14 protein-coding genes are annotated in these 14,823 nt (G+C 67.2%); 10 read left to right on the forward strand and 4 right to left on the reverse strand.

What is annotated here, in order from left to right:
• Positions 1–42 precede the first annotated feature (42 nt).
• Together R5H29_RS10970 and R5H29_RS10975 are read left to right on the forward strand one after the other, a co-directional pair.
• A complete protein-coding gene (locus R5H29_RS10970; RefSeq protein WP_031270690.1) occupies positions 43–243 on the forward strand; it encodes a hypothetical protein in 201 nt (66 codons plus the stop codon).
• A gap of 104 nt (positions 244–347) precedes the next feature.
• On the forward strand, positions 348–698 hold the full coding sequence (locus R5H29_RS10975) for a VOC family protein (protein ID WP_019660756.1): 351 nt from the start codon (positions 348–350) through the stop codon (positions 696–698).
• Positions 699–957: 259 nt separating this feature from the next.
• On the opposite strand, the gene R5H29_RS10980 is transcribed toward R5H29_RS10975, so the two are convergent.
• Both R5H29_RS10980 and R5H29_RS10985 read right to left on the reverse strand, forming a co-directional pair.
• A complete protein-coding gene (locus R5H29_RS10980; protein ID WP_134730020.1) occupies positions 958–1,257 on the reverse strand; it encodes a KGG domain-containing protein in 300 nt (99 codons plus the stop codon).
• A gap of 196 nt (positions 1,258–1,453) precedes the next feature.
• Positions 1,454–1,918, reverse strand: a complete 465-nt coding sequence (locus R5H29_RS10985; RefSeq protein ID WP_206621551.1) for a MarR family winged helix-turn-helix transcriptional regulator — start codon at positions 1,916–1,918, stop codon at positions 1,454–1,456.
• Between the two features lie 52 nt (positions 1,919–1,970).
• Here R5H29_RS10985 and R5H29_RS10990 point away from each other — a divergent pair, with 52 nt between their 5' ends.
• The 3 genes from R5H29_RS10990 (at position 1,971) to R5H29_RS11000 (ending at position 6,619) form a co-directional block, all read left to right on the forward strand.
• Positions 1,971–2,882: a S41 family peptidase gene (locus R5H29_RS10990; protein ID WP_111098711.1), complete on the forward strand. Its 912-nt coding sequence runs from the start codon at positions 1,971–1,973 to the stop codon at positions 2,880–2,882.
• 98 nt (positions 2,883–2,980) lie between these two features.
• Entirely contained in the window at positions 2,981–3,874 is an 894-nt protein-coding gene (locus tag R5H29_RS10995; RefSeq protein ID WP_019660752.1) for an NAD(P)-dependent oxidoreductase, read from the forward strand.
• A 213-nt stretch (positions 3,875–4,087) separates the two neighbouring features.
• A complete protein-coding gene (locus R5H29_RS11000) occupies positions 4,088–6,619 on the forward strand; it encodes a methyl-accepting chemotaxis protein (RefSeq protein WP_332329175.1) in 2,532 nt (843 codons plus the stop codon).
• Between the two features lie 78 nt (positions 6,620–6,697).
• Here the strand turns inward: R5H29_RS11000 and R5H29_RS11005 are convergent, their stop codons facing one another.
• Positions 6,698–7,084 (reverse strand): DUF2628 domain-containing protein, encoded by a 387-nt coding sequence (locus R5H29_RS11005; protein WP_019660750.1) that lies wholly within the window; start codon positions 7,082–7,084, stop codon positions 6,698–6,700.
• Between the two features lie 214 nt (positions 7,085–7,298).
• Here R5H29_RS11005 and R5H29_RS11010 point away from each other — a divergent pair, with 214 nt between their 5' ends.
• Complete coding sequence (locus R5H29_RS11010; protein WP_021204097.1) at positions 7,299–7,469, forward strand: hypothetical protein; 171 nt, start codon at positions 7,299–7,301, stop codon at positions 7,467–7,469.
• A gap of 57 nt (positions 7,470–7,526) precedes the next feature.
• On the opposite strand, the gene R5H29_RS11015 is transcribed toward R5H29_RS11010, so the two are convergent.
• On the reverse strand, positions 7,527–9,569 hold the full coding sequence (locus R5H29_RS11015; protein WP_332329176.1) for a TonB-dependent receptor domain-containing protein: 2,043 nt from the start codon (positions 9,567–9,569) through the stop codon (positions 7,527–7,529).
• 494 nt (positions 9,570–10,063) lie between these two features.
• On the opposite strand from R5H29_RS11015, the gene mdoH reads away from it, so the two are divergent.
• Genes mdoH through R5H29_RS11035 form a run of 4 tightly spaced genes read left to right on the forward strand, consistent with a single transcriptional unit; the run spans position 10,064 to position 14,488 of the window.
• Positions 10,064–11,989 (forward strand): glucans biosynthesis glucosyltransferase MdoH, encoded by a 1,926-nt coding sequence (gene mdoH / locus R5H29_RS11020; RefSeq protein ID WP_019660748.1) that lies wholly within the window; start codon positions 10,064–10,066, stop codon positions 11,987–11,989.
• A 50-nt stretch (positions 11,990–12,039) separates the two neighbouring features.
• Positions 12,040–12,699, forward strand: coding sequence for an alpha/beta hydrolase (locus tag R5H29_RS11025; protein WP_019660747.1), 660 nt, complete (start codon positions 12,040–12,042; stop codon positions 12,697–12,699).
• Between the two features lie 3 nt (positions 12,700–12,702).
• Complete coding sequence (locus tag R5H29_RS11030) at positions 12,703–13,746, forward strand: sensor histidine kinase (RefSeq protein ID WP_019660746.1); 1,044 nt, start codon at positions 12,703–12,705, stop codon at positions 13,744–13,746.
• A 10-nt stretch (positions 13,747–13,756) separates the two neighbouring features.
• Positions 13,757–14,488, forward strand: coding sequence for a LytTR family DNA-binding domain-containing protein (locus R5H29_RS11035; RefSeq protein WP_019660745.1), 732 nt, complete (start codon positions 13,757–13,759; stop codon positions 14,486–14,488).
• Positions 14,489–14,823: the final 335 nt, after the last annotated feature.

Genomic DNA, 14,823 nt, shown 5'->3' on the forward strand with positions numbered 1-14,823 from the left:
GAGCCGGCCTGGGCTCACCAGGCTTATCAGGGAGTGATGGTGATGCGTACTGTCAGGAAAGTGATCGTGGCGGCGCTGTTCGCGCTGGCGTGTACCGGTTCGGTGGCGGTGGCGGGCCCTGTCGAGCCTTGCGACGCGCCCTGCTGGCGGGCCTACCAGATGTGCCTGGCCAGTGGGGCCGACGCTGGGGAATGCCAGCAGGCGTACAATACCTGCGTGGTCGATCTGTGCATGGGCGTGTGAGTCGCGCCGATTGAGCCGTGTGGGAGCCCCGTCACTGACGGGGCTCTTCTGTTTCCGTGGAAGGTCGGGCAGTCTGGATGGGCCTTGTCCAACGGAAGCATGCCATGGCCGTCAAACGCGTCGTCGCCAACATCGCCACGGCTGAGCCGGAACGGGCCGCTGCCTTCTATGGCGAGCTGCTTGGCATGCCCGTGGTGATGGACCATGGCTGGATCGTCACCCATGGCGGGCAGGGCAGTGCGCTGGCGCAGGTCAGCTTTGCCAGTGAAGGCGGTTCCGGCACTGCGGTGCCGGACCTGTCGATCGAGGTGGACGACCTGCAGCAGGTGCTGGAGCGCATGCGTAAGGCCGGCATCGCGCTGGAGTATGGGCCGGTCGATGAACCCTGGGGCGTGCGCCGCTTCTTTGTCCGCGATCCATTCGGGCGGCTGTTGAACATCCTCGTGCACACCTGAGCAGGACGGTTCCAACGCCGCCTGCTACCCCGTGACAGGCCGACCTTGCGTGGCAATCGACATCACAGGGGCTGGCAGGACACGCGCGTGCGCTCATCGCGCAACCGGGCGCAATGCACGCCGCGCCGCGGATGCTTACGTGGTACCGCAGTGGCACGGCCGTCGGCGTCGGCTGGGCGATGGCATCGGCCGGTACCCTGGCCCAGCTTGTGGCTGCAGGATGGCACCGCCGACGGGAAACGGCCTGGCCGCGTGATGATCACTTCTGCTGGCGGTGCGGAGCCTCTCCACCATGCTCGATCTGCTGCTGCTGCTGCTGCTGGCGCGCGTTGGCGTGGCGCGCGTGCCCACCCTCGCGCCCGATCGCGGCCATGTGCTGCCGATCACGGCTGATCGCCTCGCCGCCCTTGCGGCCTGCCGCACGTGCCTCATCGCGGCTGAACTCATGCGCATTGCCGGAGGCATGCGCCGCACGTCCGCCTTTGGCAGCGATCGCGCGCTGCTTGGCCTGGTCCATCGAGGCGAAGCCCCGGTTGGAGCGGTGATTCTGCTCAGTCATGGGAAGTATCCTTCTGCATGGGCGGCGCCGTGGTCGGCGACAGCGCCAATGCTTGGTCAGTGCGTGCTAAGCCGAGGTCGCCATCCCCGCCGTGGTCTTCACCCGGCATGCGCACGTGGTTGATGAGTCCTCCATTCAGGCGAATGCCAGGACCACCACCACCGGCGAACACGCGGGGTGTCGCCGACGCACTGCATCAGCGCAGGCGGGCGTCGCGCAGGCGTTGCGCGAACGGTCGTTGCTCCAGCACCTTCAATGCCTCACGCAGCACCTGTTCCAACGACTGTCCAAGATCGGCGTCGAGACTGCGGGCCGCTAGCTCCGTAGCCTGCCACTGCGCCTGCAGCGCCGGCAATGCCTGCAGGGCGTGCGGGCTCAACTGCAGGATGCGTTCGCGGCTGTCCTCGCCCACCGCAGCGTGCAGCCAGCCGTCGTGCACCATCGCTGAAACCGTCTGGCTGAGCGCGGAGTGGCTGAGCCCGCAGGCCAGTGCCAGATCCTTGATGCGGCAGGGGCCCTGCACCATCAGCGTGCGCAGCACCGGGGTGTAGCGCGGCCGGTAGTCCAGTTGCAGATCCCGGTAGGCCTGCTCGACCGCCGGGTCGAGCTGGTCGAGCAGGGCACGCAGCAGCGTTCCCAGAGTTGCGCGTTGGAGATCCATGATGACAATGATATATAAGCACTTATATGTCATCAAGGCGACGGAGGCGATCATGACGGTTTCGTGGATGCTTGGCGCGTTGCTGGCGGCCGCCTGCCCGGCGCAGGACGCCGTGCTGCAGGCAGCGGCCACGGCGATAGAGGCGCAGTACCTGGATGCGGCCGAAGGCGCACGCATTGCCGAAGCCGTGCGCGGCTGGTCCACCCAGCAGCGCTATGTGGACAGCTGCTCGGATCCGAAGGCTTTCAGCGCACGCCTGAACCAGGACCTGGACACGTTCGATGGCCACTTCCATGTAGAGCGCGTGGACGCAACGGCCGGCCAGGACGACTGGCTGATGGCATGGCGCGCGGATGCGCGCAGCAATGGCGCTGGCGTGCGCGAGGTACGGGTGCTGGAGGGCAACATCGGTTACCTGCGGCTGAGTACATTCTATCCGCTGGATCTGGCCCGGCCGAAACTCGCCGCCGCCCTCGAGCTGCTGGCCGACACCGATGGCCTGGTGCTGGATCTGCGCCAGAACGGCGGCGGGGATGACGGCAGTGCCGACCTGCTGGTGCGCACGCTGTTGGACGCGAAGATCGACGCGGTGCAGCAGTTGGACCAGCGCGGGCGGCGCACGCTGGTACCACTGCCGCCGGCAAGCCTGCCCACTTACCTGAAGCCGCTGGTCGTGCTGATCGATCGCCGCACCGCGTCGGCTGCCGAGTTCGTCGCCTACTCGCTGCAGGCGCTGGGCCGTGCACGCATTGTCGGCACGCGCAGCGGCGGCGCTGCACACATGGTCGATGATCCTGTGCTGCTGCCGGATGGCTATCAGATCAGCATTCCCGATCGGCAGCCGATCAATCTACATACCGGAACCAACTGGGAACGCACCGGTGTCACGCCCGACGCGGCAGGCGGTGACGATCCGCTGTTCGTCGCGCGGCAGCTGCTGGCCCGATCGGCCTCGCGGGAATGAACGCACAATTGCAATTGCGCCCTATCGCAGACGACATGCAGCGTGCCTAGAATCGAAGCATCCCGGTAGTTCCCGGGCGCTTCGAGTGAATGGACTCAATGAAGATTCTGCTGACCGGCAGTTCCGGGCGGATCGGGCGCGCGATCTTCGGTGCATTGGCGGCCTCCCACGAAGTGGTGGGGCTGGATCGCAGCCCATTCGCCACCACCCGCATCATTGCCGATGTCACCGATCACCAGGCTGTCGCACGGGCCGTGCAGGGCGTTGACGCCGTGATCCATACCGCCGCCCTGCACGCACCCCATGTCGGCCTGGTGCCGGACGGGGTGTTCCACCAGATCAACGTGGAGGCGACCGCGCACCTGCTGCAGGCCGCACGCGAAGCCGGGGCGCGGCGATTCGTGCTGACCAGTACAACCGCGCTGTACGGCCACGCCGTGGTCGCCGGTGGCTGCCGTTGGATCGATGAAGACACCGAGCCGTTGCCGCGCACGATCTACCACCGCACCAAGCTGCAGGCCGAAGCACTGGCCGAAGCCGCTGCGGCGCCGGCCTTCAGCGTGCGCGTGCTGCGCATGGCCCGCTGCTTCCCCGAGCCGCCCGAACGCATGGCGATGTTCCGCCTGCACCGCGGTATCGACGCACGTGATGTAGCCAGCGCGCATGCTGCACTGCTGCTGGACGAAGGCGCCGCTTTCGCGCGTTACATCGCGTGCGCTCCGACGCCGTTCCGGCGTGAGGATTGCCTGGAGCTGGCCACCCACCCGCGCAGCGTGCTGGCACGCCGCGCGCCACAGCTGCTGGCCGAGTTCGAACGACGGGGCTGGCCGCTGCCGTTGAGCATCGATCGCGTCTACGACAGTGCCCGCCTGCGCAGCGTGCTGGGCTGGCAGCCGCGCTTCGGCCCGGACGACGTGCTGCAGCAGTACGCCGCCGGCAGCATCGAGGTGCTGCCAAGGGCGGAGTGGATCAAGGATCGGGTCGCCGAATGAGATGTTCGCAGGGGGCGGGGCACCGAGCCCACCCTGAGCAGGTTCAGGAATGTGCAGGCCGCTGGCCTCAATCTCGATGGCGGCCGGCCGCTAAACCCGGTGTGCCTCGTGCACCGGGCGCGGCCCGGCGGCCGGTGGCCTGCGCGACGGATCGCGCGCCTGCGCGGTGTCCTCGTGACGCCGGTCGTCCTGAATTGCCTTGCGGACCCTCCCATGCCTTCTTCCCGCTCCGCCACTGCCCAACGCCCGGGCAGCATCGCCCACAAGCTGATGCTGGGCACCGCTGTGATCGCGCTGCTGTGCTTCGGCCTGACCGCGTTCCTGATCTACCGGCAGGCCAGCGCCAGTCTGATCAGCGCCTCGCGCCAGACCATGACCAGCGAGGCCAACGCCGAGGCGCGCCAGGTGGCGGCTGACCTGGGCACCGCCTTTGCCAGCAACGATGCCATGGTTGAAAGCGTGCTGGCCCAGCGTGCCCGTGGCGACGTGCCCGACCGCGCCAGCCTGGCGGCGGTGCTCGGCGAACAGCTGCGTGCTCATCCGCAATGGCTCGGCAAGAGCACCATGTGGGAGGCCGATGCCTTCGACGGCAAGGATGCGGAGTTCGTCAATACCGAAGCACACGATGCCACCGGCCGTTACATGAGCTACTGGGCCTGGCAGGACGGCAAGCCGCAGCAGTCGGTGATGACCGATTACACCGAGACCGCCAGCGGATCGGGCGACTGGTACATGGGGCCCAGCCGCGACAAGCTGCCCAAGGTCAGCGAACCCTACGCCTATGACATCGCCGGCCAGAAAGTGCTCATGAGCACCCTGAGCACGCCGATCATCGAGAACGGCAGATTCCTGGGCGTGTTCACCGTGGACTTCTCGCTGGCGGCGTTGCAGAAGCACCTGGCCACGCTGAAGCCGATGGGGGCCGGTCGTGTCGAACTGCTGTCGCCGAAGGGTGTGGTGCTGGCCTCGGCCAATGCCGCCGAGATCGGCAAGCCGCGCAGCGACGCGCAGACCCGCAGCATGCTGGCCGACATTGCCGCCGACCGTCCGTTCGAGGCCTTCACTCCGGATGCGGCCGGCAATGTGCGGGTGTATGTACCGCTGCGGGTCGGCGATGCGCCGCAGCGTTTTGCCCTGGGCGTGGTGATGCCGCACGCGGTGATCGTGGCTGAGGCACGCCAGCTGCTGTGGCTGACCCTGCTGGTCGGCGTGGTCGCCGCGCTGACCCTCAGCGCCGGCGTGTATGTGCTGCTGCGCCGCCTGGCGATCCGTCCGCTGGCTGAAGCCGTGCGCGTGGCCGGTGACGTCGCGGCCGGCAAGCTGGACAGCACGCTGCCGGCGCGCAGCAACGACGAAGTGGGGCGCCTGCTGGACGCGATGCAGGGCATGCGTGGGCAGTTGCAGTCAGTGATGGCTGCGCAGGCCGAAATGGCGCGCCGCCACGATGCCGGGGAACTCAGCTACCGCATGGATGCTGCGGCGTTCCCGGGCGAGTACGGCCGCATGGTGGCCGACAGCAACCAGCTGGTGGCCTCCAGCAATGCGGTCACCCAGCGCCTGGTCGAGGTGATGCAGCGCTACGCCGTGGGCGACCTCAGCGTGGACATGGAAGCGCTGCCGGGCGAGAAGGCGGCATTCACCGCCGCGATGGCAACCACCAAGGGCAACCTGGCTGCGATCAACGAGCAGATCCAGCAGCTGGCCGCCGCCGCCGCTGCCGGTGATTTCGCCGTGCGCGGTGATGCGCTGCGCTTCGAGCATGATTTCCGCCGCATGGTGGAGACCTTGAACACAATGATGCAGGTCAGCGACCACAACCTGGCTGCACTGTCTACGCTGCTGCGCGCGATCGCCGCCGGCGACCTCACTGCGCGCATGCAGGGTGAGTTCCACGGGGTGTTCGCGGTGATGCGCGACGATGCCAACAGCACCGTGCAGCAGCTGACTCAGATCGTCGGACAGATCCAGCAGTCGGCGGCCAGCATCCGCCTGGCCGCTGGCGAGATCGCGGCCGGCAACAGCGACCTGTCGCGCCGCACCGAACAGCAGGCCGCCAACCTGGAAGAAACCGCCGCGTCGATGGAGGAACTGACCTCCACCGTGCGCCAGAACGCCGACCACGCGCTGCAGGCCAACATGCTGGCCGGTTCCGCAGCGGGCGTGGCCAGCGAAGGGGGCGAGGTGGTCAGCCAGGTGGTGCAGACGATGCAGCAGATCGAAGCCTCGTCGCAGCGCATCGCCGAGATCATCTCGGTGATCGATGGCATTGCGTTCCAGACCAACATCCTGGCATTGAACGCGGCGGTGGAAGCCGCGCGCGCCGGCGAGCAGGGCCGTGGCTTCGCCGTGGTCGCCAGCGAAGTCCGTGCGCTGGCGCAGCGCTCAGCGGGTGCCGCCAAGGAGATCAAGGAGCTGATCGACGCTTCGGTGGCACAGGTCGGAGCCGGTGCGCAGCTGGTCCACGGTGCCGGACGCACCATGCAGGACATCGTCGGTCAGGTCGGCCGCGTCAATGAGATCATGGCCGAGATCTCGGCCGCCTCGCGCGAACAGTCGGCCGGCATCGAGCAGGTCAACCAGACCGTGGTGCAGATGGACGAAACCACCCAGCAGAATGCTGCACTGGTGGAGGAAGCCAGTGCAGCAGCCCGCTCGATGGAGGAGCAGGCCGAGCAGCTGGCGGTGGCGGTGTCGCGCTTCCGCCTGCAGGCCGGGCCGATGGCCACGGCACGCCGCGCGGCCTGAGCCAGAAAACGAAGACGCCCGGCGGGGGCCGGGCGTCGCTTGCATCCTTGCCGCGCATCCCTGCGCAGGTCTGATGGCTCAGAACATGCCTTCAAACGGGTTCCAGCTGGTGCGCCCTTCCACCTTCTCCAGGTAGTAGCTGTAGTTGGTGCTGGAGGCGACCAGCAGGTTCATGGCGATGAACAGCATGCGCCCGACAACGTCGGGAAGGAACATGGTGATGATGGCCAGTACGATGTTGATGCCGATCACCACCAGTGCCTTGCGCCACATGCCAAGGATCAGCAGGTAGATGGCGCCGAAGAACAGCGCGAAGAAGTTCAGGTTGATCTTCAGGCGGTCACCAAAGGACAGCGCCTTCCAGGCCTGCTTGAAGCCGGGGTTCTTGGGGGCGCCGTGCTGGCGGAAGAAGTTGAAGCGGAACTGCCACTTCGGGCTGAACTGGGACAGGTCAGTGGTATTCATTGGGGAAACATCCCTGTGAGAAAACGTTTTCATGATAGGACAAGTCCTATTCAGGATCCAAGCGCTGCCGTCAAAAATGTGACGCCTGCCTTGTTCCGACGGCTGCGGCCCGGCGCCGCACCGTCACCCGCCCGCCTTGTTTTTAGGTTAGGGTGCGCAGTTCCGCTGCCGCCGCGGTTGACCCCGGCGGCGGCGGGATGTCCATGGAGGTTGCATGACCACAGCTGCTACACCGGAAAACGCACCGGGGCCGGTGCTCCTGCCGACACCTGAAGTGGTGCAGGCACAACAACTGCTCGCGCGCCAGCAACTGGCGGTGGCGATGGACCGTGCGCGCACGGCCGCCACGCGGGACGCGGCGCCGGCCGCGCTGGAAAGCGAGTAATCCGCCACCGTTGATCGCGCTGGCATCACGCCAGCGCGATCACGGCGCGCGCGGGGCTCAGAACCGTGCGGTCATGCTGAGGAAGTAGCTGCGCCCAGCGACGAAGTAGTCGGTGGAGCCTTCGGCATACAGCGTCTTGTCGGCCAGGTTGCTGATGCCACCGCGCAGGGTCAGCACCTCGTTGACGTTAAGCGCTGCGGTCAGGTCATACAGCGTGTAGGCCTTGAGGAAGGTCGTCGCCGTGCCGGTCTGCCTGCCGGTGTACTGCGCCGACAGGCTGCTGGAAAACACCGTGTTGGGCGTCCAGTCCAGCGACGAATAGCCGGAGAATTCCGGCGTATCGATCAGGTTGCGGCCGGTAGTCAGGTTCCTGGCTTCCTTCATCCAGGTTGCCGAGGTGCGCCAGCGCCAGTGCTCGCCGAAGCGGAAATTGAGGTTGCCTTCCATGCCGCTGGTGCGTGCGCGCTGCACGTTGCTCATCCGTGTCCACCAGATGCCGTTGAACCTGCCCAGCGGTGCGTACTCGATCTTGTTCCTGAAGTCGGTGTGGAAGTAGGTCAGGCCGGCATCGACCAGGTCGTTGTCAAAGCTGATGCCGATCTCGCGGTTGGTGCTGGTTTCCGGGTCCAGGTCCGGGTTTCCGGCCATGTAGCAGCCGCCGCGGGTATAGCCCAGCGGGATCAGCGAGGTGCAGCCACGGCCCCCGGACTGGGTGGCGGCGCTGGGCGAGTTCTCGGTCAGGCTGGGCGCGCGGAAGCCCTTGGAAACGCCACCGCGGATGGTCCATTGCTCGGCCGGATGCCAGACCACGTAGGCGCGCGGGCTGACGTGGCCACCGAACTTCTCATGGTGGTCCAGGCGCGCGCCCAGGGTCAGTGCCAGGGTGCGGTGCAGCTTCAGTTCGTCTTCTACGAACAGGGCCCAGGTATCCACTTCCAGATCGGAACCGCTGACGGCATTGCCGGCATAGTCGATCGGCGCGCGGCCGATGGTATCGGTGTTGGTCAGTTCCTGGCGCTTCCACTGGCCGCCCACGGCAAACTGGTGTTCAACGCCGAGGGTGAACGGCGTGGTCAGGTTGCCCTCGATGATCGTATCTGTTGCTTCGGAACGGCCGGTAGCACCGATGTTGTTCCTGTACTCGGTCCAGTACGCACTGATCTTCGAATTGCCGAAGCTCCACTTGCCATCGTGGTTGAGCGCCAGCGAGCTGCGCTTGAGCTCACTGGCACCCCACGCGCTTTCATCCTGCTTTTCCAGCGACGCATCGATGAAGGCCTGCTGCACGCCATGGCCGGCTTCCAGCGACAGCGCCTGTGCGTCGCTCAGGTTCCACTGCAGCAGCGCGTCGACATTGCGGTCCTTCTCGCCCGCATAGGCATTGCCGTAGACACCGCCGTTGGAGCGGTCCGAATCGCGGCGCATGCTGTTGGCGCCGATGCGCAGGCCAAAGCGCTCGCCGAGCGGGCCGGAGAACGTTGCGCCGATCTGCTGGGTATCGCCGCGCTTGCCGTCAGCGGGGCGGGTGTAGCTGTGGGTGGCGCTGCCGCTCCAGTCATCACCGATGCCCTTGGTGATGATGTTGATCACCCCGCCCATGGCATCGGAGCCATACAGCGACGACATCGGCCCGCGCACCACTTCGATGCGTTCGATCTGCTCCGGCGAGATCCAGTTCAGATCCTGACGGCCGAGGTCGGGGCGGTAGTTGGTCGACGCCGAGCTGCCCATGCGCTTGCCGTCCACCAGCACCAGCGTGTAGTTCGACGGCATGCCGCGCAGCTTGATCTTGGACTGCTCGCCGACCGCGCTGAGGCCACCGGTCACGCCCGGCACACGGCTGAGCAGGGTGGCCAGGTCGTGCACCGGCTGACGTTCGATTTCCTCACGGCTGATTACGCTGATGCTGGCCGGGGCATCCTTGATCCATTGCTGGTTGCCCGAGGCGGTAACCACCACGGTATCCAGATTCGTGGTGGAGGCATCGGCGCTGGCCTCTGCGGCAGCCATGCCGGGCAGGCCAAGCAGGCAGGCGGCGGCCAGGGCGCTGGCCAAGCGGGTGCGCGGCGGGCGCGCGGGACGGGAACGGGACAGGGGCATGATGGCTTCCATCGGAGGAGGGAGACCCGATGGAGGCAGCAGGCGCACGCAGACAGCGGGCAGCTCCCTTCCATGGGTCGTACGGCGCCGGGGCTGGAACCGGCGCAGCTGGGTGGGTTTTGACCGTGCGGACGACGGCAACCTGCCTGGTTCATGAAATGATAACCGTTCGCATTTGTTACGATCCAGCACAGGAGGCGACGAGGTGACATCTGATACCTGGCTGCCAGACTCGCCTGCTGTTTGCTGAATGGGGATAAATCCCGGCGTAGGCCTTCGCACCCGGCTTACATCCGGCGCCCTAGACTGGGCCGCATTTTCGATTCCGCCCTGTTGGAGATCGTGTGGGTTCCGGTAGTGACAGACAGCGACTGCGCGGCGTGAGGCCGACGCAGCCAGGACAAGTGCGGGCGCCGGGAAAGCGCGCCGGGAACCTTGGTGCATGCAGCCCGGCCGGGATGGCCGGCCGTGCCGACCGCGCGGAGTAGGCGGCAATGGGGGTGCAGACCATCCATGCGGAAGCGGATACGCCCCGGCTTGATGCCGGCTGGGCGCTGCTGCCGGTGGAATCGCCGTTGCAGATGCCCGAGCAGACCCTGCGCGAGGGCCATCTGAAGGTTCGACGCCACCGCACCTCGCCGCGGCTGATCGGCCTGCGCCGGTTTTACATCTTCGGCGGCACGCTGGCGATGACCGCCATCGCTACCCGGATGATGTGGCGGGTGCTGTCGGCCAACGGCATCAGCGTGCTTGAAGCCTGCCTGCTGGTGCTGTTCGTCGGCCTGTTCGCCTGGATTGCGCTGTCGTTCGCCAGTGCCGTGGCCGGCTTCCTGACGGCGGTGTTCGACCGGGGTTACCGGCTGGGCATCGATCCGGACAAGCCGCTGCCTACGGTACACAGCCGCACCGCGCTGCTGATGCCAACCTACAACGAAGACCCGCGCCGCCTGCTGGCGGGCCTGCAGGCGATCTACGAGTCGGTGGCGGCCACCGGCCAGCTCGACCGCTTCGACTTCTTCGTGCTCAGCGACACCCGCCGCGAGGACATCGCCGGTGCCGAGGAACAGGTGTTTGCCGAACTGCGCGAGCGTGTACCTGATGGCCGGGTGCGGCTGTTCTACCGCCGCCGTGGCGACAACAGCGGGCGCAAGGCCGGCAACATCGCCGACTGGGTGCGCCGCTTCGGCGGCGCCTACCCGCAGATGCTGATCCTGGACGCCGACAGCCTGATGACCGGCGACAGCATCGTGCGCCTGGTGGCCGGCATGGAACACAACGCCGACGTCGGCCTGATCCAGACCCTGCCGTCGGTGATCGGTGGCCGTACCCTGTTCGCGCGCATGCAGCAGTTCGGTGGCCGCGTGTACGGGCCGGTGATTGCGCGTGGCGTGGCCTGGTGGCATGGCGCCGAGAGCAACTATTGGGGCCACAATGCCATCATCCGCACCCGCGCCTTCGCAGACCACGCCGGCCTGCCAGCGCTACCAGGACGCAAGCCGTTCGGCGGCCATGTGCTCAGCCATGACTTCGTCGAAGCGGCGCTGATGAGGCGTGGTGGCTGGGCCGCGCACATGGTGCCCTACCTGGGTGGCAGCTACGAGGAAGGCCCTCCGACACTGACTGACCTGCTGGTGCGCGACCGCCGCTGGTGCCAGGGCAACCTGCAACACGGCAAGGTGGTCGGCAGCCGTGGCCTGCACTGGATCAGCCGCACGCACATGCTGATCGGCATCGGCCATTACTTCACCGCGCCGATGTGGGCGATGCTGATGCTGATCGGCATCGCCATTCCATTGTTCCAGGAAGGCATTGATTTCAACGCCCTGCTGCACCTGTCGCCCAGCGTTTACTGGCGCGCACAGGACGAAGAACAGGTGGTTCGCCTGTTCGCTGCCACCATGGCCGTGCTGCTGCTGCCCAAGGTGCTGGGGTACCTGGCAATGCTTCTGGAGCCGGTCGACCGTCGTGGCTGTGGTGGCGCGATCCGCGCGTTCGTTTCGATGCTGGTGGAAACGGTACTGGCCGCGCTGATGGCGCCGGTGGTGATGTACGTGCAGTCGCGCGGCGTCGCCGAAGTGCTGTCCGGGCGCGATTCCGGCTGGGACGCGCAGCAGCGTGACGACGGTGGTATCTCGTGGCTGGCGCTGATCCGCGGCTATGGCGGCCTCGGCGTATTCGGTGCCTTCATGGGCGTGCTGGCCTGGGCCGTATCGCCGTCGCTGGCCGCGTGGATGGCGCCGGTGGTGATCGGCATGGTGCTGGCGGTCCCGGTGGTGGCGCTGACGTCATCGCGCGGGCCGGGTACCTTCCTGCATCGGCTTGGCCTGCTCGATATCCCCGAAGAGAACATCCCGCCGCCGGTGCTGGTACGCGCTGCACAGCTGCGCCGGGAAGCGGCCGAACAACCGCCGCTGTACTGATCGCCCTGCGGCAGCGGCATAATGCGGCTCGAACTTGAAGGAGCCACATCATGCTGCAAACGGTGGAACAGGAAACCGGCGCCTCGCCGCAGTGGTCGGTGATCTGGCTGCACGGCCTTGGCGCCGACGGTCACGACTTCGCGCCGATCGTGCCGGAGCTGGTGCGTCCGCACTGGCCAGCGCTGCGCTTCGTGTTCCCGCATGCGCCGGTGCGGCCGATCACGATCAACAACGGCGTGCCGATGCGCGGCTGGTACGACATCGTCGGCATGGATTTCCGCTCGCGCGCCGACATGGCCGGCGTGCAGGACTCGGTACTGCAGCTGGATGCGCTGATCGCGCGTGAGATCGAGCGCGGCATCGCTCCGGAGAAGATCTTCCTGGCCGGTTTCTCGCAGGGTGGCGCGATCATCCTGACCGCCGCACTGTCACGCACGGCGCCACTGGCCGGCCTGATTGCACTGTCCACCTACCTGCCCGAGGCCGAGAGCGCCAAGCGCGCTGACGGTGCGGTGCAGGTGCCGGTGTTCATGGCCCATGGCAGCAGCGACCCGGTGATTCCGCAGGCGGTGGCCGTACACAGCGCGCAGGCCCTGCAGGCGATGGGCCTGGAGGTGGAGTGGCACAGCTATCCGATGGCCCACCAGGTCTGCGCCGAAGAAATCCAGGCGCTGGGTGACTGGTTGCAGGAACGCCTGGGCGCTGCCTGAGCCATGTCACCGGCCAGCGCCCCGCCGTGGATGCCGGAACTGTGCCGCCTGCCGCGGCTGGCGGCGATGCTCGGCCTGGCCGAGCTGGTGGTGGTGGTACTGGCGCTGGCGCCCGACGGTAGCCGTCACTGGACCTTCGGCGAACTGCTGTCGGCCAGCGGCTTCGCGTTGTGGCTTGCGCTGGCGGTGACCGCCAGCCTGTGCCTGCTGCGGCAGGCGCTGTCGAGGCTGCCGCAGGTGCTGGGGGCTGTGGCGGCCATCGCACTGGCGACACTGATCGCGGTGATCTGCGCCGGCATCGTGCATGCGCTGTACGCGGTGCTGGGCGACAACTTCGCCCGCGGCATCAGCTTCTGGCGCTTCACGCTGGGCAGCGCGGCCACCACCGCGCTGATCACCGCGCTGGCCCTGCGCTATTTCTACGTGAGTGACCGCTGGGCCGCGCAGGTGCAGGCCAACGCACGCGCACAGGCCGATGCGCTGCAGGCGCGGATCCGCCCCCATTTCCTGTTCAACAGCATGAACCTGATCGCCAGCCTGCTGCATCGCGATCCGGCGGTGGCCGAGCGTGCGGTGCTGGACCTGTCCGATCTGTTCCGTGCGGCGCTGGGGGCGGGCGAGGGCGATTCCACCCTGCGTGACGAATGCGAGCTGGCCGAGCGCTACCTGTCGATTGAATCACTGCGCCTGGGCGAGCGTCTGCAGGTGCGCTGGCAGCGCGATGAGCCGCTGCCCTGGAATCTTCCCCTGCCTCGCCTGGTACTGCAGCCGCTGGTGGAGAACGCCGTGCTGCATGGCATCTCGCGGCTGCCCGAGGGCGGCACCATCGAGCTGCAGCTGGTGCGCGAGGGCAACGAGCTGCAGATCCGCGTGCGCAACCCGGCGCCCGACCCGCAGGCGCCCGGACTGGCCCTGGCGCGCGGTGCCGGCCATGCCCAGCACAGCATCGGCCATCGGCTGGCCTGGCGTTTCGGCAGCGCCGCGCGGATGACGGCTGGCTGGAGCGAGGGCTACTATGCCTGCCAGGTGACAGTGCCGATCCAGTGAGGGAGCGATCGTGAGGGTAGTCATCGCCGATGACGAACCGCTGGCGCGCGAGCGCCTGCGCAGCCTGTTGTCCGCGCAGGACGGCGTGGTCGTGGTGGCCGAGGCCGGTAACGGCGAGCAGGCCCTGCACGCGTGCGCGGAGCTGCAGCCGGACCTGGTCCTGCTGGATATCGCCATGCCCGGGCTGGATGGCCTGGAAGCGGCCCGTCATCTGGCCAGCTTCGAACCCCGGCCGGCGGTGGTGTTCTGCACCGCCTACGATGCGCATGCGCTGTCGGCGTTCGAGGCTGCGGCGATCGACTATCTGATGAAACCAGTGCGCGCCGAACGCCTGGCGGCGGCGATTGCACGCGCACGCACGTTCCTGGCCGGCCGTGATGGCCAGCCGCAGGACCATCGTGGGCAACAGGCACGGAGCATGCTGTGCGCACGCCTGCGTGGCAGCCTTCGGCTGATCCCGCTGGACGACATCCACTACCTGCAGGCCGAAGAGAAGTACGTGGTGGTGCACCACGCGCGTGGAGAAGACTTGATCGAAGAGTCACTGAAGTCGCTGGAAGAGGAGTTCGCCAGCCGCTTCATCCGCATCCATCGCAACTGCCTGGTGGCGCGCCATGAGCTGGTGGAGCTGCGTCGTGGCACGGGCGGCCAGGTGCAGGCGATGCTGCGCCATGGCAAGCAACCGCTGGAAGTCAGCCGCCGCTGCGTGGCGACGCTGAAGCAGGAACTGCGGCATCTGTGAGGTTTCCGCGCGGCCTGCGGCCGCGACTGCTGTGAAATCAACAGCAACAGCAACAGCAACGGCGGGTTGGTCGGCTCGTTGGTGCTACGTACTGGGCCGGGCCGGGCCGAGGTGGGGTGGCGGGACACGCTGCAAGTACATCCCTGTAAGCTCGGCCGCGGCATCCATGCCGCGGACGGTCCTGCCCGGACCCACCCGCAGGCTCTCGACGGTTTCCTGCGTGCGCGGCCAATGTAGAGCCGAGCCCACGCTCGGCTCAGGCCGACAGGAGTGGTCATGCGTGCTCGCGGCTGTTGAGTCCGCCTTGTAGCGAGCCGAGCACCGCAGGGGAATCA

The sequence above is a fragment of the Stenotrophomonas sp. A3_2 genome (assembly GCF_036624925.1).
In the GTDB taxonomy this organism is placed as follows: domain Bacteria; phylum Pseudomonadota; class Gammaproteobacteria; order Xanthomonadales; family Xanthomonadaceae; genus Stenotrophomonas; species Stenotrophomonas hibiscicola.

What these genes read in the sequence shown, in the direction of transcription:
- R5H29_RS10970 (WP_031270690.1), top strand. Translation starts at nt 43, where the DNA reads ATGCGTACTGTCAGGAAAGTGATCGTGGCGGCGCTGTTCGCGCTGGCG.
- R5H29_RS10975 (WP_019660756.1), top strand. Translation starts at nt 348, where the DNA reads ATGGCCGTCAAACGCGTCGTCGCCAACATCGCCACGGCTGAGCCGGAA.
- R5H29_RS10980 (WP_134730020.1), bottom strand. Translation starts at nt 1,257, where the DNA reads ATGACTGAGCAGAATCACCGCTCCAACCGGGGCTTCGCCTCGATGGAC.
- R5H29_RS10985 (WP_206621551.1), bottom strand. Translation starts at nt 1,918, where the DNA reads ATGGATCTCCAACGCGCAACTCTGGGAACGCTGCTGCGTGCCCTGCTC.
- R5H29_RS10990 (WP_111098711.1), top strand. Translation starts at nt 1,971, where the DNA reads ATGACGGTTTCGTGGATGCTTGGCGCGTTGCTGGCGGCCGCCTGCCCG.
- R5H29_RS10995 (WP_019660752.1), top strand. Translation starts at nt 2,981, where the DNA reads ATGAAGATTCTGCTGACCGGCAGTTCCGGGCGGATCGGGCGCGCGATC.
- R5H29_RS11000 (WP_332329175.1), top strand. Translation starts at nt 4,088, where the DNA reads ATGCCTTCTTCCCGCTCCGCCACTGCCCAACGCCCGGGCAGCATCGCC.
- R5H29_RS11005 (WP_019660750.1), bottom strand. Translation starts at nt 7,084, where the DNA reads ATGAATACCACTGACCTGTCCCAGTTCAGCCCGAAGTGGCAGTTCCGC.
- R5H29_RS11010 (WP_021204097.1), top strand. Translation starts at nt 7,299, where the DNA reads ATGACCACAGCTGCTACACCGGAAAACGCACCGGGGCCGGTGCTCCTG.
- R5H29_RS11015 (WP_332329176.1), bottom strand. Translation starts at nt 9,569, where the DNA reads ATGCCCCTGTCCCGTTCCCGTCCCGCGCGCCCGCCGCGCACCCGCTTG.
- mdoH (WP_019660748.1), top strand. Translation starts at nt 10,064, where the DNA reads ATGGGGGTGCAGACCATCCATGCGGAAGCGGATACGCCCCGGCTTGAT.
- R5H29_RS11025 (WP_019660747.1), top strand. Translation starts at nt 12,040, where the DNA reads ATGCTGCAAACGGTGGAACAGGAAACCGGCGCCTCGCCGCAGTGGTCG.
- R5H29_RS11030 (WP_019660746.1), top strand. Translation starts at nt 12,703, where the DNA reads ATGTCACCGGCCAGCGCCCCGCCGTGGATGCCGGAACTGTGCCGCCTG.